This is a genomic window from Aneurinibacillus sp. XH2 (assembly GCF_001439585.2).
Taxonomy (GTDB): Bacteria; Bacillota; Bacilli; order Aneurinibacillales; family Aneurinibacillaceae; genus Aneurinibacillus; species Aneurinibacillus thermoaerophilus.
The window spans coordinates 767424-793624 of record NZ_CP014140.1; the positions used below are offsets into that span (position 1 = coordinate 767424).

The window sequence follows — 26201 nt, forward strand, 5'->3', positions numbered from 1 at the left end:
CCTCCTTCTGCCTTTCGTCAGAAGGAGGCTATTTTTTAGTTCTCATTGACGGGCTCTTCGTGAATTTCAACCGCACCGTATTGCTCCAGCAGATGGGTAATCGGACCGCGTAATTCGGGTTTGCTTACTTGCGTAATAAGAATCACTTTTCCTTTATCAATGTGCGTATGGATTCGTTCCGATGTATATGTGTTAACCCCCATATCTGCCAACCCGCCGATCACTCCGCCAGACGCAGCGCCGGCCAGTAAAGAAAGAAGCGGGCCTGCCGCGATGACCGGACCGATGCCGGGAATAAAAAGGGAACCCATGCCAAAGGCAAGTCCGGCGGCTCCTCCAATAGAAGAGCCCCAGACAACGCCGTCCACTATAGGATCAGCGCTCGCGTCTCCAGTACTGGTCTCGGTATTATCCGTTTTTCTCAAAAACGAAATTTCATCTTTTTTTACGTATCCTTGCAGAGCATGAAAGGCACGTTCCGCCTCTTCTGGAAGGTTAAAAACAGCAATAATATGAGGTTTCACGTTGTTCCTCCTTACAGTGTGCGTAAATATTTTTCTACGGCTTTAATCTGTTCGCTATCCAATCCCTGATTGGGGAGGGACGGCATGGCTCCCCGCCCGTTTAATAACACTTCGGTTAGTTTTTCGCCGGGAAGGCGCTTTCCTACTCCCTCCAATCCAGGCCCAACGAGTCGTTCTTTCGTTAGATGATGACAACCGAGACAGTGTTGCTGGACAATGACTTTTCCATCCACAGGTTTGTTGCCAGCTGTATCTTCCGTGCGCTCGTTTACCGGTTGGGCCAGAACCGAATAACCAATCGCCCAGACGGCGAGCGCGATATACGTAAAGACGAGAAAGCGCGGTACCCGGGCATTCGCCATACGAATCCCCGCAACTTCTTCAAGAGGTTCTTGATTCGTCGTTTTCTTTTCTTCGTGGCGTTCTTCATCCATTGCTTCTACCTCCTAGCGTCCTTCTGTGGAAGGCGCTGGTTTTAGGCTCATTAGATAAGCGATTAAATCTTCGGTATCTTGATCAGACAGGTAATTGTAGCTCGGCATCGTGCTTCCAGGGAACACCTGACGCGGATTGCGCAGGTGGACACGGTGCCATTGTTCATTCCAACGTGTGCCTACCCATGTTAAATCTGACCCGGTACGCACGGTTCCCAGCAGGTGCGGGTAATCATGGTAGTAGTCTTCTGGCACGGATACAGGTCCGAGCGAAGAATCGGCTTTAACCGGCCGGACAAACTGGGTGTGGCAGACGTGACATCCTTCGCGGATATACACTTGCCTACCCCTGTACTCCGGAGAATGAATTGCATAATTTTTTATTTTGGCGTTGGCGTTTTCCCGTTGCATGACTTCATCGTAGAACGGGAGGATTACGGTGGCGACCACCCCGATAAAAAACAGGAGGGAGGCGCCGACAACAAAAGGTTTCATGGATCGTTCTTTGCTTTGTCCGCTCATCGCTTTTCTCCTTCCCTTTTTTAGGCGGTAGAGCTTGACTTTTCTTCAAGTGATAATAGTTGTCCATCTTTCAGCGAACGGCGCACATTATAAATGAAAATAAGCTGACCGGTAAACATAAGCGCTCCGCCGATTGTCCTCGCGATGGAAAAGGGTTGTAAGGAGATAACGACTTCAAGGAACGGAACACCATATTGTTTGCCTTCCGCCCAGGCAAACCCTTGCATGACACCTGCGGTCCACGTGGTAAATGCGAAAATGAGAAAGCCGATGACGGAAAGCCAGAAGTGCCAGTTCATGAGCGCCTGGCTGTAGATTTTGCGCCCTGTCAGCGTTGGTAGCGCATAATAGAATAACGCGAAGAGTACGAAAGAGAAGGCGGCAAACAGCGGCATATGGGCATGTCCGATAATCCAGTTTGTAAACTTTAGAATGGCGCTTGGTTGCATGAGTGATTGAAAAGGTCCCTGTAGACAGGTAATGAGATAGAAAATCGCACCGGTTACGACGAACTTTAACGGTACGTTTTCTGAGATTACATGCCACTTTCCTTTCATCGTTCCGAATACGTTTGCCAGCACTGTCCATACTGGAATAATAAGCAGTACGGACGGGACAACACCGGCTTTCATAAGCCAGGCTGGAATGGGACCATTTTGCAGATGATGCGGCCCGTTCCACACGTAGAAGGTGGCAATGGTCCAGAATCCGATCAGCGAGAGTTTGTGGCTGTAGAGCGGATTTTTGGATAGTAAAGGAAGCAGATAGTAGATAAAGCCAACTCCTACGGTCGTCAACCACAGTCCGATGATGTTATGGCCGTAAAACCAGCCGGCCAGCGCCTGCGGCACTCCCGAAATAAAGTAAGTCACAATGTTACCGATGATATAAAGGAACGGGAGCCAAATTAACGACCCCATAAAATACCAAAGGCTGACATACAATTGTTTTTCGTTTCTTTTGGCGATGGTTTTGAAGCAAGCGTAAGTGATGCCTGCGACCAACACAATGAGGAGCAGATCGAGCGGCCATACCGTTTCTGCATATTCGATGGTGGTTGTGTATCCCATGGAAAGAGTAATAATAGCCAATATCATGTATACATTCCATAGAATACCAAGAGAGCGCACGAAGCGCGGGTGTTCCAGCGATTTGCGCGTAAGTTGTGGAATAACGTAGAGTAGACCGGCCACATACGCCATCGACAGCCAACCGAAGATCAAGATATGCGTATGCACCGGACGGATGCGTCCATAGGAAAGATACTTTTGCAGGAATGCTCCCCAAACAAGAAAGTCTGGCCAGACGTATTTGATTGCCAGAATCAAGCCGATAATCATTCCGACAATCAGCCAGGCGAGTGAAGAATAGAAAAAGAAGCGAACCGCTTTATTCTCGTCACTTGTAATGGCTGCCATAACAATCTCCTTTCCGTAACAACAAGATGAAATCATGTTAAGTATTTCCTGAGCAAAGAAAAATATTCTGAGAAGAAGGAGAAAACAAGAAGATGTCAAAATATATATAAAAGCCATACATTTCCCCTCGATAAATATTGACAATGCTAATTTTTTTGAATAAACTAAACTCGAGTGAATGCTCATTCATCTTGGATTTGAGGGAAGCTATATGGCGAAGAAAACAGGAGAGAAATATCAGAATATTATTGAAGCTGCGGTAAAAGTCATTGCACAGCACGGCTACCACCAGGCGCAGGTATCGAAGATTGCGCGCGAAGCGTCCGTTGCCGATGGAACGATTTATCTGTATTTTGACAACAAAGCCGATGTGCTTGTTTCTTTATTTAAGGAAAAAATGGGCGCCTTTGTTCAGGCGACGCGCGAGCGTATTGAATTGCTGGAAAGAGCCGATGATCGCCTGCGGGAACTGATTTATATGCATCTTTGGCAAATGTCGCAAAATCGCGACTGGGCCATTGTAACCCAAATTGAACTGCGCCAGTCCGATCCTGTGGTACGGGCTGGAATTAATCAGGCGCTTAAGGAATACCTAAAACTTATTGATGAAGTGATTTTTCTTGGCAAGGAACAGGGAGTATTTCGGGAAAATGTGGAGCATCGGGTAGCGCGCAAGATGATCTTTGGCACGCTGGATGAAGCGGTTACGTCTTGGGTAATGAACGACAGGAAATATAACCTTGTATCACTTGTTGAGCCGATTCACAACTTATTTATTAACGGATTAAAAGTAGAAAAACAGTGAAATGATACAAAGCAGCCGAATGGCTTATTTTACGAAAGATTATTATAATTCATGAATAAGTGAATGTATAGAAAAATAACGAATGATGGAGTGGTTCAGCAACATTTTGCTATACCATAATTTACACATGGATGATGGAGGGAGAGAAACAGATGGAGTTTACGAATGTAAAGCTTGAAGTGGCGAACAGGGTAGCCTATATCAGCATCGATGTACCTCCTGCAAACACGTTAAGCTCCGCCACGCTCTCAGGATTGAGTGATGCCTTTCATTATGCCGGGAACAACGAGGAAATAAAAGTTGTCGTTGTAACCGGAGCAGGGAAGTTTTTTGTCGCTGGAGCCGACATTAAAGAATTTACAGGCGCCTTTGATAATCCGGAAAAAGCGGAGCAAATGGCGCGCACAGGCCAAAGGCTATTTGACCGTATTGAAAATTTTCAAAAGCCTGTCATTGCGGCCATTAACGGTGCCGCTCTGGGCGGAGGTCTTGAGCTTGCAATGGCCTGCCACATGCGATTTGCTGCCGAAGATGCTAAGCTTGGCTTACCCGAGTTAAATCTTGGATTGATTCCGGGATTCGGCGGAACACAAAGGTTGGCGCGTCTGACCAACAAAGCGAAGGCGTTAGAATTGATTTTGACGAGCCAATTTATCGACGGGAAAGAAGCTGAGCGCATAGGCTTGGTAAATCGCGCGGTTCCGCTTGCTTCATTGATGGATGAAGTGAAGAAATTCGCTGAGTTTATCGCGCTACAGAAAAGCGCCATTTCTATCCGTGCCGCGCTTACAGCGGTTACATACGGTCTTTGCACCGGACCGGAGAGCGGCATGGAGAAAGAAGCTAAGTTATTTGGTGAACTGTTTGTTTCCGATGACATGAAAGAGGGTGTAAATGCCTTCATCGAAAAGCGTAAAGCCCAGTTCACCGACAAATAATTATACATTACCTGTTCGTGCGTCTGCTAAAAAAGGTAGAACGCTGAACCTTCTCTATATATTATTGGAGCCGAAGGAGGATATATATGAACATTATTGTATGCTTGAAGCAAACGTTTGACACAGAAGAAAAAATCGTGTTGGAAAGCGGAAAAATCAGCGAAGATGGCGTGGAATTCATCATCAATCCGTACGATGAGTACGCGGTGGAAGAAGCGATTAAGCTGCGCGATGAGCACGGCGGAGAGATTACCGTTGTAACGGTGGGGCCGGAACGTGCGGAGAGCGCGTTGCGCACGGCGCTGGCAATGGGCGCAGACAAAGCGGTTATTGTTGATGACCAAGGTCTTGAACTTGATGAATATAGTGTAGCGAAAATCCTTGCGGCTGTAATTAAAGAGCGCGAGTATGACATTATTCTCGGCGGCAATATGGCGGTTGATAACGGCTCCGGCCAGGTGGGCCCGCGTCTTGCCGAAGAGCTTGGCATTCCTCAGGTGACGACGATTACGAAGCTGGACATTGATGGCGGAAAAGCAACCATTGAACGCGATGTGGAAGGGGACATGGAGGTTATCGAAGTATCGCTGCCGGTGCTTGTCACAGCACAACAGGGGTTAAACGAACCGCGGTATCCTTCACTGCCCGGCATTATGAAAGCGAAGAAAAAACCGATGGAGCGTTTAACGGTGGATGATTTAAACATTGACGGTGATGTGAGCGCGAAAACGTCCGTAACGGAAACATTCCTGCCGCCGAAGAAAGAAGCGGGACGAGTCTTAAACGGGGATATTCAGGATCAAGTAAAAGAATTGGTGGCTCTTCTGCGCAACGAAGCGAAAGTAATCTAAAGGGTTGAGGGAGGACGAGCGATTATGAAAAAAGTACTTGTATTGGCAGAAGCGAAAGATAGGAGCTTGCGTAATGTCTCATTTGAAGCGCTGACAGCGGCACAGCGCGTTTCCGAAGGCGGGGAAATCGTGGCGGCCGCTTTCGGTAGCGACGCGGTTAATTACGTGGGAGAGTTAAGCAAATATGGCGCGAACAAAGTGTATGTGGTTAGTAACAAAGAGCTTGACACGTATACGACAGACGCTTATTTTCAGGCATTGCGTCAGGTGATTGATGCAGTACAGCCAGAAGTAATTTTGATGCCGCATACGGCAATCGGCAAAGATCTTGCGCCGCGCATCGCCGCACGCTTGGGTCTTGGTCTCGTATCTGATGTGATCGACATCCAAGTGGAAGACGGTGAAGTGATTTTTACGCGTCCGATTTACGCGGGTAAGGCATTTGAGAAAAAGAAAGTGGTATCTGGCATTCTGTTCGCAACTGTGCGTCCGAATAACATCCCGGCGGAAGAAACTGGCGGGACGGCAGAAGTTGTAGATTTCAACGTGGAAATTAAAGATCTGCGTACCATTGTAAAAGAAGTCGTTCGCAAAACTGTGGGTGGCGTGGATTTGGCCGAAGCAAAAGTAGTGGTATCCGGTGGCCGCGGCGTCAAATCATCGGAAGGTTTTAAGCCGCTTCAGGAACTAGCAGAAGTGCTGGGTGGCGCAGTAGGCGCGTCCCGTGGTGCATGCGATGCCGGCTATTGCGACTATTCTCTGCAAATCGGGCAGACAGGAAAAGTTGTTACACCTGATCTGTATATTGCAGCGGGTATCTCTGGCGCGATTCAACACCTAGCTGGTATGTCTAACTCCAAAGTTATCGTAGCGATTAACAAAGACCCGGAAGCACCAATTTTCCAGGTAGCCGACTATGGTATCGTAGGCGATCTGTTCGAAGTTGTTCCGCTTCTTACCGAAGAGTTCAAAAAAGTTCTTGTTCAAAATTAAACGGATAACGCGACAAAACAGGCAGGGTCATTTTTGTCCCTGCCTGTTTTGTCGTTTGTGCCTTTGCTTTGGCAGGTTGCGGCGCTGGACAAAAAATCAACGAAGCGGAGATCTTGTGGCAGTTTCGCAAGTGGATATTTTAAAGTAAAAGTGATATACTGTTACTGGTATATCTCAGCAATATACCGAAAGTAAATGGACAGGTACGTTAGTTACGATAATGAGATATAAGGAGGACATTATATATGGCAATCGTAAATGTAACAGATAATACTTTCCAAAGCGAAGTAGAAAGCGGCGGTACTGTATTGGTTGACTTCTGGGCTCCGTGGTGCGGCCCTTGCAAAATGATTGCGCCTGTTCTCGAAGAACTTGATAACGAGATCGGCGGTAAAGTGAAAATCGCAAAAGTAAATGTCGATGAAAATCCTGAATCCGCGCAACGTTTTGGTGTGATGAGTATCCCAACCCTTCTTCTCGTAAAAGACGGCCAAGTTGTTGATAAAATCATCGGCTTCCAGCCGAAAGAAAGCTTGCTTGACGCAATCAATAAGCACCTGTAAGATCATAAATCCCCCGGCTTATCTGTTATAGCCGGGGGATTTATGATCTGAAAGGCCGTGGTTCGCCGGATGTTACCAGAACCTGCGATATTTATGATAACATAACAATCAGGAGGGGACTGCTATGAATACGCTGAAAGAAAAACTAAGTCTCTTGCCTGATAAGCCCGGTTGTTACTTAATGAAAAACGCAGCGGGCGAAGTGATCTACGTCGGCAAGGCTAAGATATTAAAAAACCGTGTCCGTTCTTACTTTACGGGTAGTCATGACGGAAAAACGCAGCGTCTTGTACAGGAGATTGCTGATTTTGAATATATTGTGACTTCATCGCCGGTGGAGGCGCTTCTTCTGGAATGCAACCTGATTAAACAGCATAATCCGCGTTATAATGTATTGCTAAAAGATGATAAAACGTATCCTTATATTAAGATTACGAACGAAGAACACCCTCGTCTTGAAATCACACGCAGGGTAGTGAAAGATGGCGCTAGATATTTCGGGCCGTATGCAAATGTCGGAGCCGCGCAGGAAACGAAGAAGCTGCTTGACCGGTTGTATCCGTTGCGCAAATGCAAGCATATTCCCAAAAGCGTATGCCTGTATTACCATATGGGCCAGTGCCTCGCTCCCTGTGAATATGAAGTAGACCCACAACAATATGAGGAAATGAGCGAACAAATTGCCCGCTTTTTGAACGGCAATTATAGGGAAGTTAAGCAGAAGCTGACAGAGCAAATGGAAGAAGCAGCAGAAAAGCTTGAATTCGAGCGTGCTAAGGAACTGCGCGATCAGATTCAGTACATTGAAGCGATTATGGAGAAGCAAAAAGTTACGTTTAGCGATAACGTGGATCGGGACGCTTGGGGTTACTACGCGGATAAAGGCTGGATGAGTGTACAGGTATTCCACATTCGTCAGGGGAAAATGATTGAGCGTAATGTGGCCTCATTTCCTTATTACGGGGAAGAATATGAAGATTTCATTTCTTATGTAGCGCAGTTTTATTTTCAGGAGCATATGCGCCCAAAAGAAGTATTGTTTCCAATAAGCAAAGGCACAGACGGATTAGAGGAGATGCTCGGCTCCAGGCTGCTGACACCGCAACGTGGCCCCAAGAAGCAATTAGTAGACATGGCGACGGAGAACGCCCGCATCGCCTTGGAGGAAAAATTTGCGCTCATGGCGCGCGATGAAGCAAGAACGGTGCAGGCGGTACAGAAACTTGGCGAATTGCTTGGCATCGGATATCCAAAACGTATTGAAGCGTTTGACAATTCGAACATTCAGGGTATCGATCCTGTTTCGGCGATGGTTGTGTTCACAGATGGCAAACCGGACAAGAAGGAATACCGTAAGTATAAAGTGAAAACCGTGGCTGGTCCAGACGATTATGCGACAATGAAAGAAGTGATCCGGCGTCGTTACACCCGCGTGCTAAAAGAAGGTCTGCCATTGCCTAATTTAGTCGTTATCGACGGAGGAAAGGGCCAGATTGCGGCTGCGGTCGATGTGCTGGAAAACGAACTGGGCCTTTATATTCCGGTGTGTGGCCTAGCAAAAGACGAAAGGCATCGCACCGCACAGCTTCTTGTAGGGGACCCACCGATTCCGGTCGACTTGAAGAGAGATAGCAACGAATTTTATTTGCTACAGCGCATTCAGGACGAAGTGCATCGGTTCGCAGTTACGTTCCATCGCAATACGCGCGGCAAAACGATGTTCCAATCTAGGCTTGACGAGATTCCGGGTGTGGGTGAGAAACGCAAAAAGTTGCTGCTGAAACATTTCGGTTCCATCAAGCGTATGCGTGAAGCAACGGTGGATGAATATCGCAACATTGGCATAGGTGATAAGCTTGCCCGTCAGATTTTGCAACATTTGCGTGAAGAGGAAACGACGGTTGCACCCGAGTGAAAAAGAAGAAAAAAGGTTGTTCTTCTGGACGACGTGTGTTACTATGTATGTAAATTAAATATTCAAACAATAACGCCTCACTTTAAAAGGTGAGGTAGAGGCGCGAAAACCATGAGTATCCTGCTGGAGGAACGAGAATCCAGTGAAGGCAGGGGAAAGGGGAATTCGCCGAAATGGCAGGTTGGATCTCGCCGCCTGCTGTTGGGCCTGCATTGAATAAGTGCAGGACTGTCACCGGATGATCATCCCGGATGTTCGGTGGAGCACTATCTCGCAGGGGGAAAAGGGAGTGAGCGTTAGCTGTTATTTATGCGAGACACAGACAACAGCTAAGGCACGTGCCTTTCTGTTGTCTTTTTTATTTTTCAAGCGGCGTGGTCACGCCTGAACTTCTCAGCGTGCGAGATAAACAGAGAAAGAATGCTTATAGGAGGACGCGAGAGATGAGTCTTATAGTACAGAAATACGGCGGCACATCCGTCGGCACGATTGAGCGTATTCAGGCGGTGGCCCGCCGCATTTTAGCGACTTGCCGAGCCGGGCATCAGGTTGTCGTTGTTGTCTCGGCGATGGGAAAGTCAACGGATATGCTGGTGGACATGGCAAAACAAGTTATAGATCATCCGAGTCCCCGTGAGATGGATATGCTGCTTACGACAGGGGAGCAAGTATCGACTGCTCTGGTGACGATGGCATTGCATGCTCAGGGCTGGGATGCGGTATCCATGACTGGATGGCAGGCTGGTATTTCCACAGAAGAAGTGCATACAAAGGCGCGGATTACTGAAATCGATCCAGCGCCTATTCAGCAGGCGCTTGGGCAGGGTAAAGTCGTTATCGTTGCCGGGTTTCAGGGCATTTCTGAGAGCGGACAGATCACCACGCTCGGACGCGGTGGTTCGGATACGACAGCGGTAGCGCTTGCAGCTGTGCTGAAAGCGGATAGGTGCGAAATTTACACGGATGTTGACGGAGTGTATACCGCAGACCCGCGCATTGTGTCTTCCGCTCGTAAATTGGCCCGCATTTCTTATGATGAAATGTTGGAGTTGGCAACGCTTGGTGCGGGGGTGCTTCATCCGAGGGCGGTGGAATGTGCAAAGCAGCATCAAGTGTGCCTTACTGTACGTTCAAGCTTTAGTGAAGAGGAAGGAACCATTATCGAGGAGGAAGCAGATATGGAACAAGGGCTTGTCATTAGCGGAGTTGCTTACGATAAAAATGTAGCTAAAATAACTGTAGTCGATATGCCGGCAAAGGTAGATACGCTGTCAAACTTGTTTGCAGTACTGGCAGCTGAACATGTTAATGTTGATATCATTGTCCAAAGTTCGTATGAAGCGGAGACCACAAATGTCTCGTTTTCCGTAAGCGGAGATGAAGTTAAGAAAACGTTAGATGTATTGCATAAGCAACGGGATACGTTGCAGTTCGGTTATGTGGTGGCAGAAAAGGAACTGGCTAAAGTATCGATTGTAGGCGCTGGCATGATTACGAATCCAGGGGTAGCAGCGAGAATGTTTACATGCCTTGCTGAAGCCGGAGTAGAGGTTAAAATGGTTTCGACTTCTGAAATTAAGGTCTCATGCGTAGTACCGCTCGAAGACATGGAAAAAGCAGTGCGCAATCTGCATACTGTGTTTGGCTTGGATACGAAGGAAAAAGCTGTTGTTTATTAAGTGTTTGCTGGTGGCTGGTCAGTGAATCAGCAAGTGAATGTTGTGCAGCAATCGCTGCAATAAGAAAAGCTCGCGGGCGCACCCGCGAGCTTTTTACACGTTTAGGCGACAATTTTTTCGTTGTTTAGCGAATTTGGAAGCAGTCCTGCGAGCGCAAGGCGCCGGCGAACTTGAATACCGATGTAAGAAGCAAGGATGATTTTGATTAAGTCAGGCAGAATGAATGTTATGTCTATCCCGATTGCTTTATCCCATGTCATGCTGCCCACTAATTTAAGTTGTATAACGCCTGCAACGTGGATAATGGCAAGGCCTACTATATTTACAATGAACGCTTTCATGAAAGTTAGCTTTCCACGGTCTATCATTGTCCCCATAACAAAGGCGGAAACGATATAGCCGATGAGATACCCGCCGGTTGGTCCGACTAGAACGGGAAGACCTGCGTTAAATTTAGCGAAAACCGGTACGCCGATGGCTCCAACCAAAATATAAAGCAGAATAGCTAATGTACCGTACCGTCGCCCCAGAATCACCACAGTCAACGCGACGGCGAAATTTTGCATTGTAAACGGCACCGGCGGCAAGAAGGTAATTGAAATTTGGGCGCATACGGCGATAATTGCGCAAAATAAAGCCGAAAGAATCATCATTTTTAAACTTGTTTTTCCCATCTGTGCTCTCCTTAAATATGAGATAATTTGTTAACATTTTTTATAAATAAGTTTACAAATTTGATTAAGATGTTGTCAATATTGACATTAGTCAGTAAAAATCTTAGTATTGAACTAACCTAACCTAAAATTAAAGATGGAATCATACGAAAGTGCTCTTATCAAGAGAGGTGGAGGGACTGGCCCGATGAAACCCGGCAACCCCGCATATGCTTGCGGACAAGGTGCTAATTCCAGCAGAGCGGTATGCGCTCTGAAAGATAAGGGGAGGTAATATGCGACACAAGCGCCTCTTCCTTATTGGAAGTGGCGTTTTTTATATGATAGACAAATGCGACGCTTGAAAAAACAGAGGAAGAGAAGAAAGGAGTGAAGGCGCATGCAGCAAAAGATGGTGATTGACGAGATTACGCTGGAGTGTGGAGAAACGTTAAAACAGGTGGAAATCGCGTATGAAGCGTGCGGAATATTAAATAAGGATAAAACGAATGCTATTCTTGTATGCCACGCGCTGACCGGAGATGCGCGCGCCGTTGGAGACGAGAAAACACCGGGATGGTGGGAAGGCTTAATCGGCCCTGGGCGCTATATCGATACGAATCAATATTTCGTCGTCACCTCTAACGTGCTGGGCGGATGTGCAGGGACGACCGGCCCAGCTTCTGTGAACCCGGAGACGGGACAGCCGTATGGCGCTGATTTTCCGGTTGTAACGATACGAGATATGGTGAAGCTTCAGTATTTAATGGTACGAAAACTGGGTATCAATAAACTGCTAGCAATTATCGGTGGCTCAATGGGGGGGATGCAAGTATATGAATGGGCGGTCATGTATCCAGAGATGGCCCATTTGATTATTCCCATTGCGACCTCCACACGGCTGTCCGCTGTTGCTATCGCTTATAACGATGTAGGACGGCAAGCGATCCTTTGCGATCCGGAATGGAAAAACGGAAATTATTACCCTGGAAAAGGTCCTGTGAACGGTTTATCCATCGCGCGAATGCTTGGTATGATTACGTACCGCACCGCAGAATTGTTTGAATACCGTTTCGGTCGACGTTTAAAAGATGAGCGCGATGTTACCCATTTTGATTCGACATTTAATATTGAAAGCTACCTGCGCTATCAAGGACAAAAACTGGTTAACCGCTTTGATGCGAATAGTTATCTTTACCTGTTGAAAGCGATGGATTCGCATGATATCGGCCGCGGGCGGGGGGGCATTGAGGCGGCCCTTGAACGGATTCAGGCCCGCGTATTGTCAATCGCTATCTCTAACGATTTGCTGTATCCGGCCGATCATCAGGAAGAAGTGGTGAAAATGCTTCGTGCGGCCGGAAAAGAAGTGGAATATCATTTCGTCGAATCTATATACGGACATGATGGGTTTCTTGTCGAATTTGTGAAGATCGGGCCGCTTGTAGAACAATTTATTGAAAAATATTATTCCAGCACTTTTACACAGTCTGCCGCGCCCCGATAAATGCGGAGTGGTTATCGGGTAATTTCGACAATTTGTCTACCGCTTTCCTTGACGGTACCCCCTACTAGGAGTAAAATGAATTTGTCACAAAGTCTTCATTTATTGCTTAAGGCTTCCTCAGGAAGCTTTTCTTCATGTAAAGTAGAGCGGGTAAGGGGGGAATTATAGAAAGAGAAGTGTAGTGGTAGGGGTTCTAGGATAGTTCGGATGTTGGAGAGAGAGTGGCTGGTGCAGAATGATTTTGTGAAAAAGGTGTCAAATTAGAAAAAACTGAGTGGATCCTTTTGAAAGGGGGAATTTGTGAAATGGCAACGACGAATCACCGCCATTTTTTTAACCGTAAACTCCATTCCCTTTTAGGGGTTGTACCGATTGGCGGTTTCTTATTCGTTCATTTATTAACGAACTACTATGCGACACGCGGTGAATCCGCTTTTCTTGAACGTGTAGAGATTATGGAAGGACTTCCTTTCCTCGCGCTCATTGAAATTCTCTTCATTTTCTTGCCTATTCTGTATCACGGTATTTATGGCCTTTATATTGCTTTCCAAGCTAAAAACAATGTAGGTAACTATGGTTATTTCCGCAACGTAATGTTTATGCTACAGCGTGTAACCGGTGTTATCACGCTTATTTTCATTACATGGCATGTTTGGGAAACAAAAATGCAAATGGTGCTTGGCAGGGTTGAAGCCACCGGTTTGTTTACCCTGATGAATGAAATTTTGGCTAATCCGGTTATGTTGGCATTCTATATTGTCGGTCTTCTGTCCGCAACATTCCACTTCGCGAACGGTTTGTGGAGTTTTGCAGTAAGCTGGGGCATTACGGTTGGGCCGCGCGCGCAGCGTATCTCCACTTACGTAACAATGGTTGTGTTCGTGTTTATGTCTGCTATGGGATTAATGGCTCTGTTTGCTTTCGCGAATCCCGTTGATGTAGCACAAGCGATCCAGAAATAGGGGGTTAGAGCATGAATAAAGGTAAAATTATCGTAGTTGGCGGCGGTCTCGCGGGTTTGATGTCAACCATTAAAGCTTCCGAAGCCGGCTATTCGGTTGAGCTGTTTTCTCTGGTTCCTGTAAAACGCTCTCACTCTGTTTGTGCACAGGGCGGTATTAACGGAGCAGTAAATACAAAAGGTGAAGGCGATTCCCCGTGGATTCACTTTGACGATACGATTTACGGTGGCGACTTCCTTGCGAATCAGCCTCCAGTAAAGGCGATGTGTGAAGCGGCACCTGGTATCATTTATATGTTTGACCGCATGGGTGTTATGTTTAACCGTACGTCGGAAGGTCTTATTGATTTCCGTCGTTTTGGTGGTACACAGCATCACCGTACAGCATTTGCAGGTGCGACAACCGGTCAGCAGCTTCTGTATGCGTTGGATGAGCAAGTGCGTCGCTGGGAAGTGAACGGCCTTGTTACGAAATATGAAGGCTGGGAATTCCTCTCCATCGTTCAGGATGACGAAGGCATATGTCGCGGTATCGTGGCACAGAACCTCCGCTCCATGGAGATTAAAGCATTCAGAGCCGATGCGGTTATCCTTGCGACAGGTGGCCCTGGCATCATCTTCGGTAAATCTACAAACTCTATTATCAATACAGGTACGGCTGCTTCTGCTGTTTATCAGCAGGGTGCAACATATGCGAACGGCGAGTTCATTCAGATTCACCCGACCGCAATCCCGGGAGACGATAAGCTACGTCTGATGTCCGAATCTGCCCGTGGTGAAGGTGGACGTGTCTGGACTTATAAAGATGGTAAGCCTTGGTATTTCCTTGAAGAAAAATATCCGGCTTATGGTAACTTGGTGCCTCGTGACATCGCAACACGCGAAATCTTCCATGTTTGTGTTGATCTGAAGCTCGGCATCAACGGCGAGAACATGGTATATCTTGATCTGTCCCACAAAGATCCGCATGAGCTGGATGTTAAGCTAGGGGGAATCATCGAGATTTACGAGAAGTTCGTTGGTGATGATCCGCGTAAAGTTCCGATGAAAATTTTCCCTGCTGTTCACTATTCCATGGGCGGTCTGTGGGTTGATTACAACCAGATGACCAACATTCCGGGGCTGTTTGCCGCAGGTGAGTGTGATTATTCACAGCATGGTGCAAACCGTCTGGGTGCAAACTCGCTTCTGTCAGCGGTATACGGCGGTATGGTGGCAGGGCCGAAGGCGATCGAATATATCAAAGGCCTAGACAAGTCCTCTGAAGACGTATCCTCCACTTTCTTCGATGCTCAGCTGAAGAAAGAGCAGGAGAAGTACGATCGCATTACAAGCATGACAAGCGGTACGGAGAACGCATATCTGCTGCATAGAGAACTCGGCGAGTGGATGACCGACAACGTAACGGTTGTTCGTTACAATGACAAATTGAAGAAGACGGACGAGAAAATTCAGGAGCTTATGGAGCGCTATCAAAACATTAATATTAACGATACATCGAAGTGGAGCAATACAGGCGCTTCTTTCACTCGTCAGCTGTGGAATATGCTTGTGCTTGCCCGTGTAATTACAATCGGTGCGCTTATGCGTAACGAAAGTCGTGGCGCTCATTATAAGCCGGAATTCCCAGAACGCGACGATGAGAACTTCTTGAAGACAACAATGGCGAACTTCGATCCGGAGACAAAAGCTCCGAAGATTTCGTATGAAGATGTTGATATTTCTCTCATTAAGCCTCGTAAACGCGACTACTCGAAGAAGAGCACGGTGGCTGAGAAGAAGTAGCTCATTAAAAGAGAGGTGAAATAAAATGGCCGAACAACAAAAAACGATTCATTTGATTATTACTCGTCAGGATGGTCCTGATGGAACTCCATATAAACAAGAATTCAAAATCCCTTACCGTCCGAATATGAACATCATTAGCTGTCTGATGGAAATTCAGCGCAATCCTGTAACGGTGGACGGTAAAAAAGTAGCTCCGGTTGTTTGGGAGATGAACTGTCTGGAAGAGGTTTGCGGCGCATGCTCTATGGTCATTAACGGAAAACCTCGTCAATCTTGTACAGCGCTCGTTGACAAATTGGAACAGCCGATTCGTCTTGAACCGATGAGAACATTCCCGGTAATGCGTGATTTAGCGGTAGACCGAAGCCGCATGTTCGACGCGTTGAAACGGGTAAAAGCGTGGATTCCGATCGATGGTACGCATGATCTCGGACCTGGCCCGCGTATGCCGGAAGTGGATCGCCAATGGGCATATGAGCTCTCTCGCTGCATGACTTGTGGCGTGTGCTTGGAGGCTTGCCCGAACGTAAACGATAAGTCTCCGTTTATTGGCGCGTTTGCCATTTCCCAGGTTCGATTGTTCAATGAACATCCGACCGGTAAAATGAACAAAGAAGAGCGTCTGGAAGCCCTGATGGGCGAAGGTGGAATTACGGATTGCGGTAATTCCCAAAACTGCGTGCAATCCTGCCCGAAAGGCATTCCGCTCACAACATCAATTGCGGCAATGAACCGCGCCACGACGCTATATTCTATCAAGAACTTCTTCCGCAACTAATGGATGGAGAAAATTCAGCGGCACCCTATCATCAAAGATAGGGTGCTATTTTGTTATCTATCATAACTTGTTTGGTTGACATATTAAACAATTTCTCTTTATAATTAGTGTTAACTAATAATTCAAATTAAGTTGACAATAAAGAGGAGGAGCCATGCTGACACCTGTATTAGATACGAAGCCGAAGACGGATTGGATTGCGTTGGCGGAGGAAGTACTGGCAGGGAAAGAATTGACAAAAGAAGAAGCGCTCGGCATTCTGCATGCGCCGGACACGGAAGTATTGTCATTGCTTCAGGGGGCGTACCGTATCCGCAGCCATTATTACGGCAATAAAGTAAAGTTGAATATGATTATTAACGCTAAGAGTGGGCTGTGCCCGGAAGATTGTGGGTACTGTTCCCAATCAATTGTATCAAACGCACCAATCGAAAAATATCCGCAATTATCCAAAGATGTATTGGTAGATGGTGCACGAAAGGCGAAAGAAGCGAAAGCGGGTACATATTGCATCGTGATGAGCGGACGCCGTCCGACCGACAAGGAAGTGGATAATGTAATCCAGGCCGTGCGGGAGATTAAAGAACAGCATAATATGAAAATTTGTGCTTGTCTTGGGCTTATTACTCCAGAGCAAGCGAGGAGATTGAAGGAAGCAGGTGTCGACCGCTTTAATCACAATATTAACACAGCGGCGAGTCACCATGCCAATATTACGTCGACACATACATATGATGATCGAATCAACACCATTAACGCGGTGAAGGAAGCGGGCATGTCTCCTTGTTCGGGTGTGATTATTGGTATGGGTGAAACAGACGAGGAAATCGTCGATATGGCGAACGCGCTTCGCGAATTAAATGCCGATTCTATACCAGTAAACTTTTTGAACGCTATTCCGGGTACTCCTCTGGGAAACATGCCGAAAATCGGCGCTTTAAAATGCTTGAAAGTGCTGGCGCTTTTCCGTTATATTAATCCGACAAAAGAAATACGCATTTCTGGTGGACGGGAAGTAAATCTGCGCCATTTGCAACCGATGGGATTGTACGCCGCAAACTCCATTTTTGTCGGCGACTATTTAACGACAGATGGTCAGAAAACGCAGTTGGATCATGAGATGATTGAAGATCTTGGTTTTGAAATTGAAGAATGCGCCTTTGACAGCGAACCGCCGGTTTTAACCAAATAGGCATTATCAAAAGCTTCTCCATGTCGGGGAAGCTTTTTTATCGTATAAGAGTTGCCTTCTTCTATGGTAGAATATTTTGCTAAAATATATAAAAGAATAAAAACAACGCCAATTAAACGCAGGGAGTGGAGAAGATGGCAAGAGCAGAATACATACAGCCTAACTTGGAGGAATGGCTTGCGAAATTTCACTTTAAGACTAAAGTCCACATCCGATTTTGTGAAACCGATATGTCAGGACATGTAAATAATACAAGCCACTTGATTTATTTTGAGCAGGGCAGGGTAGAATACTTTGACAACATGGGATTTGGTGAGATGATACTGCACGAAAAGGCGGAACTTATGGTAGTTGTCGCTGATATTACCTGCCATTACCACAGTGAAGCTTTTTTTCGGGAAACGTTAGAGATGGGCGTGCGCGTAGCGCGCATGGGGAATCGTTCACTCGACTTAGAATATTATTTAATGGCGGAAAATGAGAAACGGTTGGTCGCGACCGGGCGTGGGACAATTGTTCTGGTAAATAAGAAAACGAGAAAAAGTTTCCCGATTCCACAGGCGGCCCGTGAGAAAATTGTCGCCTTCGAGCAAATGGAGATGAGTGGTTAACAAGCATGTTTTTTCATGGAATTCCATTCCGTTATTTGCGCCTGCAATATCCTGTATTGTCTCCGCGGCAAAGTGCGGGTCAGAAAACGGCGGTACAACTCTCGGATCGGCAGCATCTTATTGAACAGTTTGGGCTGGAACCGATCCATTTGCTTGAATACTGGCGGAATGAATACACGTTACAGGATTGTCTTAGAGCCTGTTTTGCGTTCGGAGATGTAGTGTTGGCTTTCCAGGAACTTCCGCTTCCCATATGGCAATTAAGCAGACATGAAGTGGGAGTTTCCGCGCTGTCGCTGCATAGGACGCGATGGATATTCATTTTGCAACCCGAATACAGCGAAGAATTGCGAACCATGTTTCCGAAAGTACCGATTTTTGTGTTACATTATGAAAATGGAAAGTTTCGTTCATTTTCTAAGAGAAAATAATTACCGTGTAGACAGGGAATTTTTTTCATTCGGTAATGAACGAAAGAAACATGAGACGAATATAATGTGTCGCAGGCCCAAAATTCCTGTTTCCCCGAACCAGCTATCTTCCCGGGTCATAAAATATGGTGACTGTATCCCTAGCCTTGCACTTGAGAGCCCAGGCCAAGGAGGGGTAGCACTTTTGAGTAACGAACAGAAAGCAAAGCCGTTGTTGACGAACCGGGAACGAGAGGTATTTGAACTACTTGTGTTAGACAAGACGACAAAAGAAATTGCACAGCAGTTGTTCATTAGCGAAAAGACTGTACGAAATCATATTAGTAACGTTATGCAGAAACTGAATGTGAAAGGTCGTTCTCAAGCAGTTGTTGAACTTGTCCGTTTGGGTGAATTAAAAATTTAATATCACCTGAAACGGGAAACCCGCCTCGTATGAGGGGGGTTCTTTATTTTTGAAAAAAGCTCGCAGGCGTGGTTCGGTCGTTTTTTTCTACAAGCATTGCGGACACGCACAGCGAGCTTCTCATTATTTATGCGCGCCATTTTCCGATGATAAGCGTCATCGTTAACGGAAGCCATCCGTGTTTTTCATATAGGCTTCTCTCATTTGCTGCAGCGTCCTGCGGAGGATACGGGAAACTTGCATTTGAGAGATACCCAGCTTCTCGCCGATTTGCCGCTGTGACCATTCTTCGTAATATACGTAATGAATTACTTGGCGTTGTTGATCGTTCAATTGTTCGAGCAGTTGGGCCAAATCCATTTTACGATCCACATCCAAAAAACCAGGGTCTTGATCCGGGATCATATCCATTAATGTATGGGAATCCTGCTCATTATTGTCGGATTTTATCGGTGTATCAAGGGAAAGTGCATGGATATTTCCTTTATTCTCCATAATCTCCAGCACTTTTTCTTCGCTGATGCCGAGCCTTTGGGCGATTTCGCTAATGCGTGGCGAACGCTGCAATTCCGCTGTAAGCTCATCGATGGTTTTTTGTAGATGATATCCCATTTCTTTAATCGTTCGCGGTACGCGGATGCTCCATGTTTTATCGCGTAAATAATGTTTCATTTTGCCGATGACAGTTGACAAAGCGTACGCGTCGAAATTTTGGCTGACTTCGTTGTTAAACTTTTTGATAGCGCCCAGCAGAGCGAGCATACCTACTTGATATAAATCGTCCACCAGATGAAAATCACGAGCCATTTTTGAAGCAAGCTTCTTTACGGTCGCCTGATAATTTTTAAGGATTTTCGTCAATATTTCTTCAGAGCCAGTTTCCTGGTAGATTCTAAGTTGTTCGACGATGTCACGGTTGAATGATTTCTTGGTGGACGTTTGGTTCACTTTCGCTCACCCCATCTCTTTTGAGGTATTTGGTTAGTGAAACTTTAACCCCCTTCTCCGTAGTGTCGTATTCGATTTCATCCATTAATGTTTTCATCAGATAAATGCCGAGGCTCCCGATATCGATTTCATCTAGACTTTTCCTATGAAAAGATGAAACTTCCTTTTTTAATTTCTGGGTGTGAAAAGCGGTGCCTTCGTCCGTTACGACGATGCGTAACCGATTTTTTTCCACGTAGAAATCTACTAGCATATCGCCGATTTGCCTGCTTTTGTGCGCACGGCTTACGATGTTGTTACACGCTTCCGCAAGCGCAGCTTTAATGTCCTCAATATCACTGTAAGAAAAGCCCATCTGGTACGCGAGACCGGAGACGGTCAAACGAATAACGCTTATATAATCGGCACGCGCCGGTACATTTATTTTGACGTGATCGTTCAATTCTGGCATACGAAATCCTCCTGTAGAATTACGCAAGCATTATATACTAGTCGACGCCTCAAATTTAGAAGATACGCTGAAATTTTCTGGTCCTCTTTTTTTTCTACCATTTTTTCATCAATCGCTTTCCGCATCTATTTTACCATAGTGCGGAAAGTTGTTCAGTAACTTGAGCCTTCAAGATCTGGTTCAGAACAGATTCCAGCAATTTGGCCACTCCATCATCTTTTGAATCTTTCAAAAACAGGTGATGCAAAATCTCCGAATCTACGGTAATCTGATATTGAGCCATTGTGAAACCCTCTCCGATTAGGGATATTTGCCAATGCTTATTCTAACCGAGGAATTTCACCATGGCTCACTTATTTTTTGTGAGGACCATTTTTACACAATTATACGGACTTAACTCCGGTACGCTCTTAGGTAACACAGTTTACAGATTAAACTTCTGTAATCTTCGATAAAATGTACTTCGCGGGATGTTCATCAATCGGGCAGCCTGCGTAGCGTTTCCTCCGGTTTTTTGCAACGCCTGAATGATCTTCTCCTTCTGAATCTGTTCTCGCAATGTAAGAGTGTTTGATCCACCAATACTATTTGATTGTTCCCCGGGTGATGACAGATCTGTTGAAGCAAATAACGGAGGTAAATGAGAGAGATCGGGTGACTCATCTCCACAGAAGATGCGCATGCGTTCCAAGGCATTAAAAAGCTCACGGATGTTCCCAGGCCAGTCATATTGGATGAATTTATTCATAATTTCGTCCGGGATCTCAACCGGCCAATTTTTCTGACGACAATAGTATTTAACCAGATAAGGAATATCTTCCTTGCGTTCACGAAGCGAGGGAACATTGATCGGAAAAACAAAAAGACGATAAAATAAATCTTCGCGAAAATTTCCTTGTTGCACCAGTTCCCGAAGGTCATGGTGTGTAGCCGTAATCACCCGGATATCAAGTGGAATCGCTTTCATTCCACCGAGTGGAATCACCTCACGCTCCTGTAGCACACGCAAAAGTGCAACCTGCATAGCTGGCGGGATCTCCCCGATTTCATCAAGAAATAATGTTCCGTGATTTGCCTGCTCTAGCTTTCCTTTATGTCCGTGGCGTCGAGCACCAGTGAAAGCTCCCCTCACGTAACCAAATAATTCGCTTTCCATCAGGCTTGGCGGAATCGCTCCACAGTTTACGGTGATAAAAGGACCATTCTTGCGGGAACTATTCTGATGAATCGCACGAGCAATGACCTCTTTTCCCGTTCCGGTTTCGCCATGAATATAAATGTCTGCATCGGAGTGTGCAACCAGTTCAATTTCGTGCAATGTCTGCTGAAAAACCTTACTAATTCCGGTTTCACCGGGAAAATGAAGAGATCTCGTGTAGAACTTCTTGCTTGATGTTGATTTTGATGGTGCTTCGAATTGAATACAATACCCGATCAATTGACTGTGCCGGGCAGAATATAAAGGAGTACAAAGACGTTCTCTGTATCCGTATTCCCTTAAATCCGCCAGATTCAGATTAGACCACTCAGGAACAGCCGACTGGAAAGCTTGGTTCACACAAACCATTTGTTTGCGCCTGTTAAAGATTGCCATGAGTTGATTTGTCTGCAACAAGTCGATGGACCGTTGCATGAGTTCCAGTTGATCTTGCTGTTCGCGCAAGCTCCATTGATGTTCAATCGCGTATGCGGTGGATACAACCGTCGCCAACGTATGAGGATGATAGTGCTGAACAGGACTGGAGACATTAAGCACTCCGACCAGATTCCCTTGATCATCGCGAACGGGTGCAGCTGAACATGTCCATACATGAGACGCAATCGAGTAGTGCTCTGCCCCTTTTACATTGATTGGTTCACCTGTCCTCAGTGCCGTACCAATCGCATTGGTTCCAACTTCATCTTCAGTCCATTTGACTCCTTCTACAAAATTGATTTTTCTCGCTCTCCCCAAAATCTCCGCATCACCTTTCATGACCAATACATATCCTTGAAGATCAATCAACAATACAATTGATCTCGAACCTTTCATATGTTGGTTGAGCTTGTCCAAATAAGGTAATGCAATATCGAGCAACACAGAGTTTTCTTCCTTTTTCTGAAGAAATGACTTTCCTGTAAGAATCTCCCGTCCTTCCCCTGAATGCGGATTTACACCTGAATGTTGACAACGATACCAAGATTCAATGATTCGTTTGTTTATTCGGGATGAATCTAATACCCCTTCCTGAATGAATTGTTTCCATAATCTCTTGGACATTGCACCATCCACCATTTATTTACCTCCTTTTCAAATTGAAAAAGAATTTTTGGTCGGAAATGGCTTCGTTTTATTTTCCCTGTTTATCATTTTGTGAATTTTCTATTTATTTGGGTGAAAGAAGTTTGTTGATTGTCGGAGTTAATCCTGTAGGCACAAAAGGTTCTCGAAAGGGTTGATCATGACTGCCGCTGTATATGGCAACTTCATGGAGTTTATTCATGCAATTCATGAAGACGAATGGCAATTTGCTTCTACCTATGAACAGGAAGAAGATTGTCTATCAATATTGTAATGTAAGATTTTTTCTGATGAAATACGGTGTGGGATCGCCGGCTCCGTCCCAATCCAGTTGCGAGTCGCCATCTGCAACCCAGCCCTCCTGCTTCTTTTCAGTTCAATTTATTTTATATAGAAATTGTCGATATCTTTTGTTGTGAGTGATATTTATTAAAATGCTCTCATTCATTATAACAAATATTCAATCTATTATACTCAATAAAATAATGTAAGTGCTGATGGATGAACCATAGCTGCCTGATCGGAAAGAGGAGCTTCCCTGAACAGAGGGTAGACTTCCATGCTGATCAAAACGGTACATCCGTCATTTCTGTGTTTCAGGATGTTTGCTGAGGGGAAGAATCTATCTTCCATATACACGTGATACGGTTTTTTGTTTTATACAAAGTGGGACAAAACGGGACAGTTGTCTCATTTTGTCTAAAAAACTACTCTTTTATGCAAGATGATTGTACCTGATCTCAGGTGAAAAAGAAAAAATCGATGTTGGCACGGGATTTGCGATGGATAAAGTGGCAGAAGGAGGTGAAAAGGGATTGCGGGCTTATGTATGCCAGGAACTAGATTATGAGATCGCGCTTCGTTGGCAAAAGGATCTGGTTGCCAAGAGAAAGTCAGGAGAGATTGAGGATACGCTGATCTTGCTTGAGCATCCCCCCACCTATACGATGGGTTCGGACCAAAAATGGGATCACTTGCTATATCCTCAAGATTTTCTTAAGAGTCAGGGATTTAGTATTTGCAAGTGTGACCGGGGAGGGGATATTACCTATCATGGCCCGGGGCAGCTTGTTGTATATCCCATTATACGTTTGCGTGACTCCGGGTTAACACCGATCGGATACGTACGATTATTGGAACAGATCATATGTGACGTTCTGACCATGTACAACCTCGAGGGACAACGAAAAGAAGGGTATCCCGGTGTCTGGTTGGAAGACTGCAAAATTTGTGCCATTGGTATAGGAATCAGTCGGGGTGTGACATTCCATGGTCTGGCGTTAAATGTAAACCCTGATCTTACTCACTTTCAAAATATTGTTCCCTGCGGACTCGCAAAGTTTGGAGTGACGTCACTTGCACGGGAACTGGGGTTTTCCCCCGAAATGTTTATAGTCAAACAGCAGATCATCGCTTCGTTTGAACGAAATCTGAATGTGAAATGCAGAGTATCAATTGATCAACGAATGTCAGGAGGAGTCCGTCATGAAAATGGCTCAGAAGAAAAATCAGTTGCTCTCCCGTGAGAAAGCGACTTGGATGTATCGAAAAATGGTGGAAATCAGAAAGTTTGAAGACAAAGTGCATGAACTGTTTGCGAAAGGCAAATTACCCGGATTTGTTCATTTGTACGCGGGTGAAGAAGCGGTAGCCGTTGGTATTTGCGCGCATTTGAATGAAAAAGACAGCATTACCAGCACGCATCGCGGGCATGGCCATTGTATTGCAAAAGAGTGCGATTTGAATGGAATGATGGCAGAGATCTACGGGAAAGCAACAGGTTTATGTAAAGGAAAAGGCGGCTCGATGCATATTGCCGACCTGGAGAAAGGTATGCTTGGGGCAAATGGGATTGTCGGAGGAGGCTTTCCGCTGGCGTGTGGTTCCGCACTGACAGCAAAATTGAAAAAAAACGATGCTGTATCAGTTAGCTTTTTTGGGGATGGCGCAAACAATCAGGGCACATTCCATGAAGGGCTTAATTTGGCTGCCATTTGGAAATTGCCGGTTATTTTCGTGGCAGAAAATAATGGATATGCAGAAGCGACTCCTTTCTCTTACGCTTCCAGTTGTACGGATATTGCACAAAGGGCGGCTGCTTATAACATTCCCGGTGTCGTAGTAGACGGAAAGGACGTAGTTGCTGTTTACAAGGTGGCTCAAGAGGCTGTAGAAAGAGCGAGAAGGGGCGAAGGACCAACCCTTATCGAGTGCAAAACTTATCGTAATTATGGTCACTTTGAAGGGGATCAGCAGACGTACAAGACGAGCGAGGAGTCACAATATCATCGTAACGAAAAAGATCCAATCAATCTATTCCGTGCTTACTTGGTAGAGTCTAAACTTTTGACTGAAGAAGAACTTTCTAACATTGACAGCGATGTGGAGAAAGCGGTTTCAGACGCTGTCAAATTTGCGGAAGAAAGTCCGCTGCCATCTGCAGAAGAACTGTTAACAGATGTTTATGTGTCTTATTAATAAATTTCATAATTGTAGAGGTGTTAAGAATGACCAGAAAAATGAGTTTCGCAGATGCGATTAATGAAGCGATGAAACTGGCGATGCGTGAAGATGAAAATGTGATTCTTTTAGGGGAAGACGTAGCCGGAGGGGCAAAAATTGATCATTTGGCAGATGATGAAGCATGGGGCGGTGTCTTGGGGGTAACCAAAGGATTGGTGAAGGAATTTGGGCGTGACCGCGTGTTAGATACGCCCATTAGTGAAGCCGGTTTTGTGGGAGCAGCAGTGGCAGCGGCTGCCACGGGATTGAGACCGATTGCAGAATTAATGTTTAACGATTTTATCGGTTCATGTTTGGATCAGGTTATGAATCAGTGTGCAAAATTGCGGTATATGTTTGGCGGCAAGGCGCAAGTGCCCGTAACGATCCGAACCATGCACGGAGCCGGGTTCCGCGCAGCTGCTCAGCATTCACAGAGTTTGTATGCGATGTTTACCCATTTGCCCGGCATTAAAGTGGTTGTGCCGTCCACTCCGGCTGATGCGAAAGGTTTGCTTCTGGCTTCGATCGCTGACAACGATCCGGTCATTTTCTTTGAAGATAAGACATTGTACAACATGAAAGGGGAAGTACCTGAAGGTTATTATACGATCCCGTTTGGGAAAGCGGATGTGAAGCGGCAGGGGACTGACCTTACCATCGTAGCGATCGGGAAACAAGTACACACCGCTCTGACTGCGGCGGAACAGCTTGCGAAAAAAAGGATTCAAGTCGAAGTCATCGATCCACGTACGCTGTCACCGCTGGATGAAGATACTATTCTTTCTTCCGTGGAGAAAACCAATCGCCTCATCGTGATTGACGAAGCGAATCCCCGTTGCAGCATGGCAACCGATATTGCAGCTCTTGTAGCAGATAAAGGATTTGACTCGCTGGATGCACCGATTAAGAGAATAACGGCTCCACATACGCCGGTTCCGTTTGCACCGAATCTTGAGGATCTTTATCTGCCTTCACCGGAAAAAGTGATTCAAGCTGTTTCTGAACTTCTTGGTGATGAGTCTATCGTGGCTGTTTCGTAAGCGTATT

At 45.8% G+C, this 26201-nt stretch carries 26 protein-coding genes, 1 pseudogene and 2 riboswitches; of the genes and pseudogenes, 18 read left to right on the top strand and 9 right to left on the bottom strand.

Translation table 11 applies throughout. The features are described from left to right. Positions 1-35 precede the first annotated feature (35 nt). Genes ACH33_RS03740 through ACH33_RS03755 form a run of 4 tightly spaced genes read right to left on the bottom strand, consistent with a single transcriptional unit; the run spans position 36 to position 2898 of the window. Positions 36-524: a hypothetical protein gene (locus ACH33_RS03740; RefSeq protein ID WP_057897811.1), complete on the bottom strand. Its 489-nt coding sequence runs from the start codon at positions 522-524 to the stop codon at positions 36-38. A gap of 11 nt (positions 525-535) precedes the next feature. Next, the gene (locus tag ACH33_RS03745; RefSeq protein WP_057897812.1) at positions 536-958 is read right to left on the bottom strand and encodes a c-type cytochrome; all 423 of its coding nucleotides are present in this window, start codon (positions 956-958) and stop codon (positions 536-538) included. Positions 959-970: 12 nt separating this feature from the next. After that, the gene (locus ACH33_RS03750) at positions 971-1480 is read right to left on the bottom strand and encodes a cbb3-type cytochrome c oxidase subunit II (RefSeq protein ID WP_057897813.1); all 510 of its coding nucleotides are present in this window, start codon (positions 1478-1480) and stop codon (positions 971-973) included. Positions 1481-1500: 20 nt separating this feature from the next. After that, positions 1501-2898 (bottom strand): cbb3-type cytochrome c oxidase subunit I, encoded by a 1398-nt coding sequence (locus tag ACH33_RS03755; RefSeq protein ID WP_057897814.1) that lies wholly within the window; start codon positions 2896-2898, stop codon positions 1501-1503. A 211-nt stretch (positions 2899-3109) separates the two neighbouring features. On the opposite strand from ACH33_RS03755, the gene ACH33_RS03760 reads away from it, so the two are divergent. From ACH33_RS03760 to ACH33_RS03790, 7 genes are all read left to right on the top strand, one after another. Continuing rightward, positions 3110-3703: a fatty acid metabolism transcriptional regulator FadR gene (locus tag ACH33_RS03760; protein WP_057897815.1), complete on the top strand. Its 594-nt coding sequence runs from the start codon at positions 3110-3112 to the stop codon at positions 3701-3703. Positions 3704-3855: 152 nt separating this feature from the next. After that, positions 3856-4641, top strand: coding sequence for an enoyl-CoA hydratase (locus tag ACH33_RS03765; protein WP_057897816.1), 786 nt, complete (start codon positions 3856-3858; stop codon positions 4639-4641). A gap of 86 nt (positions 4642-4727) precedes the next feature. After that, positions 4728-5492, top strand: a complete 765-nt coding sequence (locus ACH33_RS03770; protein ID WP_057897817.1) for an electron transfer flavoprotein subunit beta/FixA family protein — start codon at positions 4728-4730, stop codon at positions 5490-5492. Positions 5493-5513: 21 nt separating this feature from the next. Beyond that, positions 5514-6485, top strand: a complete 972-nt coding sequence (locus ACH33_RS03775) for an electron transfer flavoprotein subunit alpha/FixB family protein (RefSeq protein ID WP_057897818.1) — start codon at positions 5514-5516, stop codon at positions 6483-6485. 245 nt (positions 6486-6730) lie between these two features. Continuing rightward, positions 6731-7048 carry a thioredoxin gene (gene trxA / locus ACH33_RS03780; protein ID WP_057897819.1) on the top strand — a complete coding sequence of 106 codons (318 nt, stop codon included), beginning with the start codon at positions 6731-6733 and terminating at the stop codon, positions 7046-7048. Between the two features lie 124 nt (positions 7049-7172). Beyond that, entirely contained in the window at positions 7173-8963 is a 1791-nt protein-coding gene (gene uvrC, locus ACH33_RS03785) for an excinuclease ABC subunit UvrC (RefSeq protein WP_057897820.1), read from the top strand. Between the two features lie 87 nt (positions 8964-9050). Then, positions 9051-9240, top strand: a riboswitch (Lysine riboswitch). Between the two features lie 166 nt (positions 9241-9406). Then, entirely contained in the window at positions 9407-10642 is a 1236-nt protein-coding gene (locus tag ACH33_RS03790; RefSeq protein ID WP_057897821.1) for an aspartate kinase, read from the top strand. A 101-nt stretch (positions 10643-10743) separates the two neighbouring features. Here ACH33_RS03790 and ACH33_RS03795 read toward each other — a convergent pair whose 3' ends face one another. After that, positions 10744-11316: a biotin transporter BioY gene (locus ACH33_RS03795; protein ID WP_057897822.1), complete on the bottom strand. Its 573-nt coding sequence runs from the start codon at positions 11314-11316 to the stop codon at positions 10744-10746. 155 nt (positions 11317-11471) lie between these two features. Next, positions 11472-11583: riboswitch (SAM riboswitch) on the top strand. 112 nt (positions 11584-11695) lie between these two features. Here ACH33_RS03795 and metX point away from each other — a divergent pair. The 8 genes from metX to ACH33_RS03835 all read left to right on the top strand — a co-directional run bounded on the left by metX (position 11696) and on the right by ACH33_RS03835 (position 18969). Then, the gene (metX, locus tag ACH33_RS03800; protein ID WP_057897823.1) at positions 11696-12802 is read left to right on the top strand and encodes a homoserine O-acetyltransferase MetX; all 1107 of its coding nucleotides are present in this window, start codon (positions 11696-11698) and stop codon (positions 12800-12802) included. Between the two features lie 305 nt (positions 12803-13107). Then, positions 13108-13764 (top strand): succinate dehydrogenase cytochrome b558 subunit, encoded by a 657-nt coding sequence (locus ACH33_RS03805; protein ID WP_057897824.1) that lies wholly within the window; start codon positions 13108-13110, stop codon positions 13762-13764. Positions 13765-13775: 11 nt separating this feature from the next. Further along, entirely contained in the window at positions 13776-15548 is a 1773-nt protein-coding gene (sdhA, locus tag ACH33_RS03810) for a succinate dehydrogenase flavoprotein subunit (protein ID WP_057897825.1), read from the top strand. 25 nt (positions 15549-15573) lie between these two features. Beyond that, the gene (gene sdhB / locus ACH33_RS03815) at positions 15574-16329 is read left to right on the top strand and encodes a succinate dehydrogenase iron-sulfur subunit (RefSeq protein ID WP_057897826.1); all 756 of its coding nucleotides are present in this window, start codon (positions 15574-15576) and stop codon (positions 16327-16329) included. 154 nt (positions 16330-16483) lie between these two features. Continuing rightward, entirely contained in the window at positions 16484-17521 is a 1038-nt protein-coding gene (gene bioB, locus ACH33_RS03820) for a biotin synthase BioB (protein WP_057897827.1), read from the top strand. A 134-nt stretch (positions 17522-17655) separates the two neighbouring features. Next, a complete protein-coding gene (locus ACH33_RS03825) occupies positions 17656-18132 on the top strand; it encodes an acyl-CoA thioesterase (RefSeq protein ID WP_057897828.1) in 477 nt (158 codons plus the stop codon). 5 nt (positions 18133-18137) lie between these two features. Next, the gene (locus ACH33_RS03830; protein WP_057897829.1) at positions 18138-18563 is read left to right on the top strand and encodes a hypothetical protein; all 426 of its coding nucleotides are present in this window, start codon (positions 18138-18140) and stop codon (positions 18561-18563) included. A gap of 184 nt (positions 18564-18747) precedes the next feature. Next, positions 18748-18969 (top strand): helix-turn-helix domain-containing protein, encoded by a 222-nt coding sequence (locus ACH33_RS03835; RefSeq protein WP_057897830.1) that lies wholly within the window; start codon positions 18748-18750, stop codon positions 18967-18969. A 162-nt stretch (positions 18970-19131) separates the two neighbouring features. Here ACH33_RS03835 and ACH33_RS03840 read toward each other — a convergent pair whose 3' ends face one another. The 4 genes and pseudogenes from ACH33_RS03840 to ACH33_RS03850 all read right to left on the bottom strand — a co-directional run bounded on the left by ACH33_RS03840 (position 19132) and on the right by ACH33_RS03850 (position 22643). Continuing rightward, a complete protein-coding gene (locus ACH33_RS03840; RefSeq protein ID WP_057897831.1) occupies positions 19132-19917 on the bottom strand; it encodes a sigma-70 family RNA polymerase sigma factor in 786 nt (261 codons plus the stop codon). Continuing rightward, positions 19880-20368 carry an anti-sigma B factor RsbW gene (gene rsbW / locus ACH33_RS03845; RefSeq protein ID WP_057897832.1) on the bottom strand — a complete coding sequence of 163 codons (489 nt, stop codon included), beginning with the start codon at positions 20366-20368 and terminating at the stop codon, positions 19880-19882. Before rsbW ends, ACH33_RS03840 begins: the two co-directional genes overlap by 38 nt. Positions 20369-20507: 139 nt before the next feature. After that, positions 20508-20651: pseudogene (locus tag ACH33_RS19065) on the bottom strand (IS256 family transposase); the annotation flags it as partial. A gap of 141 nt (positions 20652-20792) precedes the next feature. Then, complete coding sequence (locus ACH33_RS03850; protein WP_057897833.1) at positions 20793-22643, bottom strand: sigma-54-dependent Fis family transcriptional regulator; 1851 nt, start codon at positions 22641-22643, stop codon at positions 20793-20795. Between the two features lie 734 nt (positions 22644-23377). On the opposite strand from ACH33_RS03850, the gene lipB reads away from it, so the two are divergent. Genes lipB through ACH33_RS03865 form a run of 3 tightly spaced genes read left to right on the top strand, consistent with a single transcriptional unit; the run spans position 23378 to position 26194 of the window. After that, positions 23378-24175 carry a lipoyl(octanoyl) transferase LipB gene (gene lipB / locus ACH33_RS03855; RefSeq protein WP_057897834.1) on the top strand — a complete coding sequence of 266 codons (798 nt, stop codon included), beginning with the start codon at positions 23378-23380 and terminating at the stop codon, positions 24173-24175. Continuing rightward, positions 24135-25127 carry a thiamine pyrophosphate-dependent dehydrogenase E1 component subunit alpha gene (locus ACH33_RS03860; RefSeq protein WP_057897835.1) on the top strand — a complete coding sequence of 331 codons (993 nt, stop codon included), beginning with the start codon at positions 24135-24137 and terminating at the stop codon, positions 25125-25127. The genes lipB and ACH33_RS03860 overlap by 41 nt, the downstream gene beginning before the upstream one ends. Before the next feature lie 29 nt (positions 25128-25156). Continuing rightward, on the top strand, positions 25157-26194 hold the full coding sequence (locus tag ACH33_RS03865) for an alpha-ketoacid dehydrogenase subunit beta (protein ID WP_057897836.1): 1038 nt from the start codon (positions 25157-25159) through the stop codon (positions 26192-26194). Positions 26195-26201 lie beyond the last annotated feature (7 nt).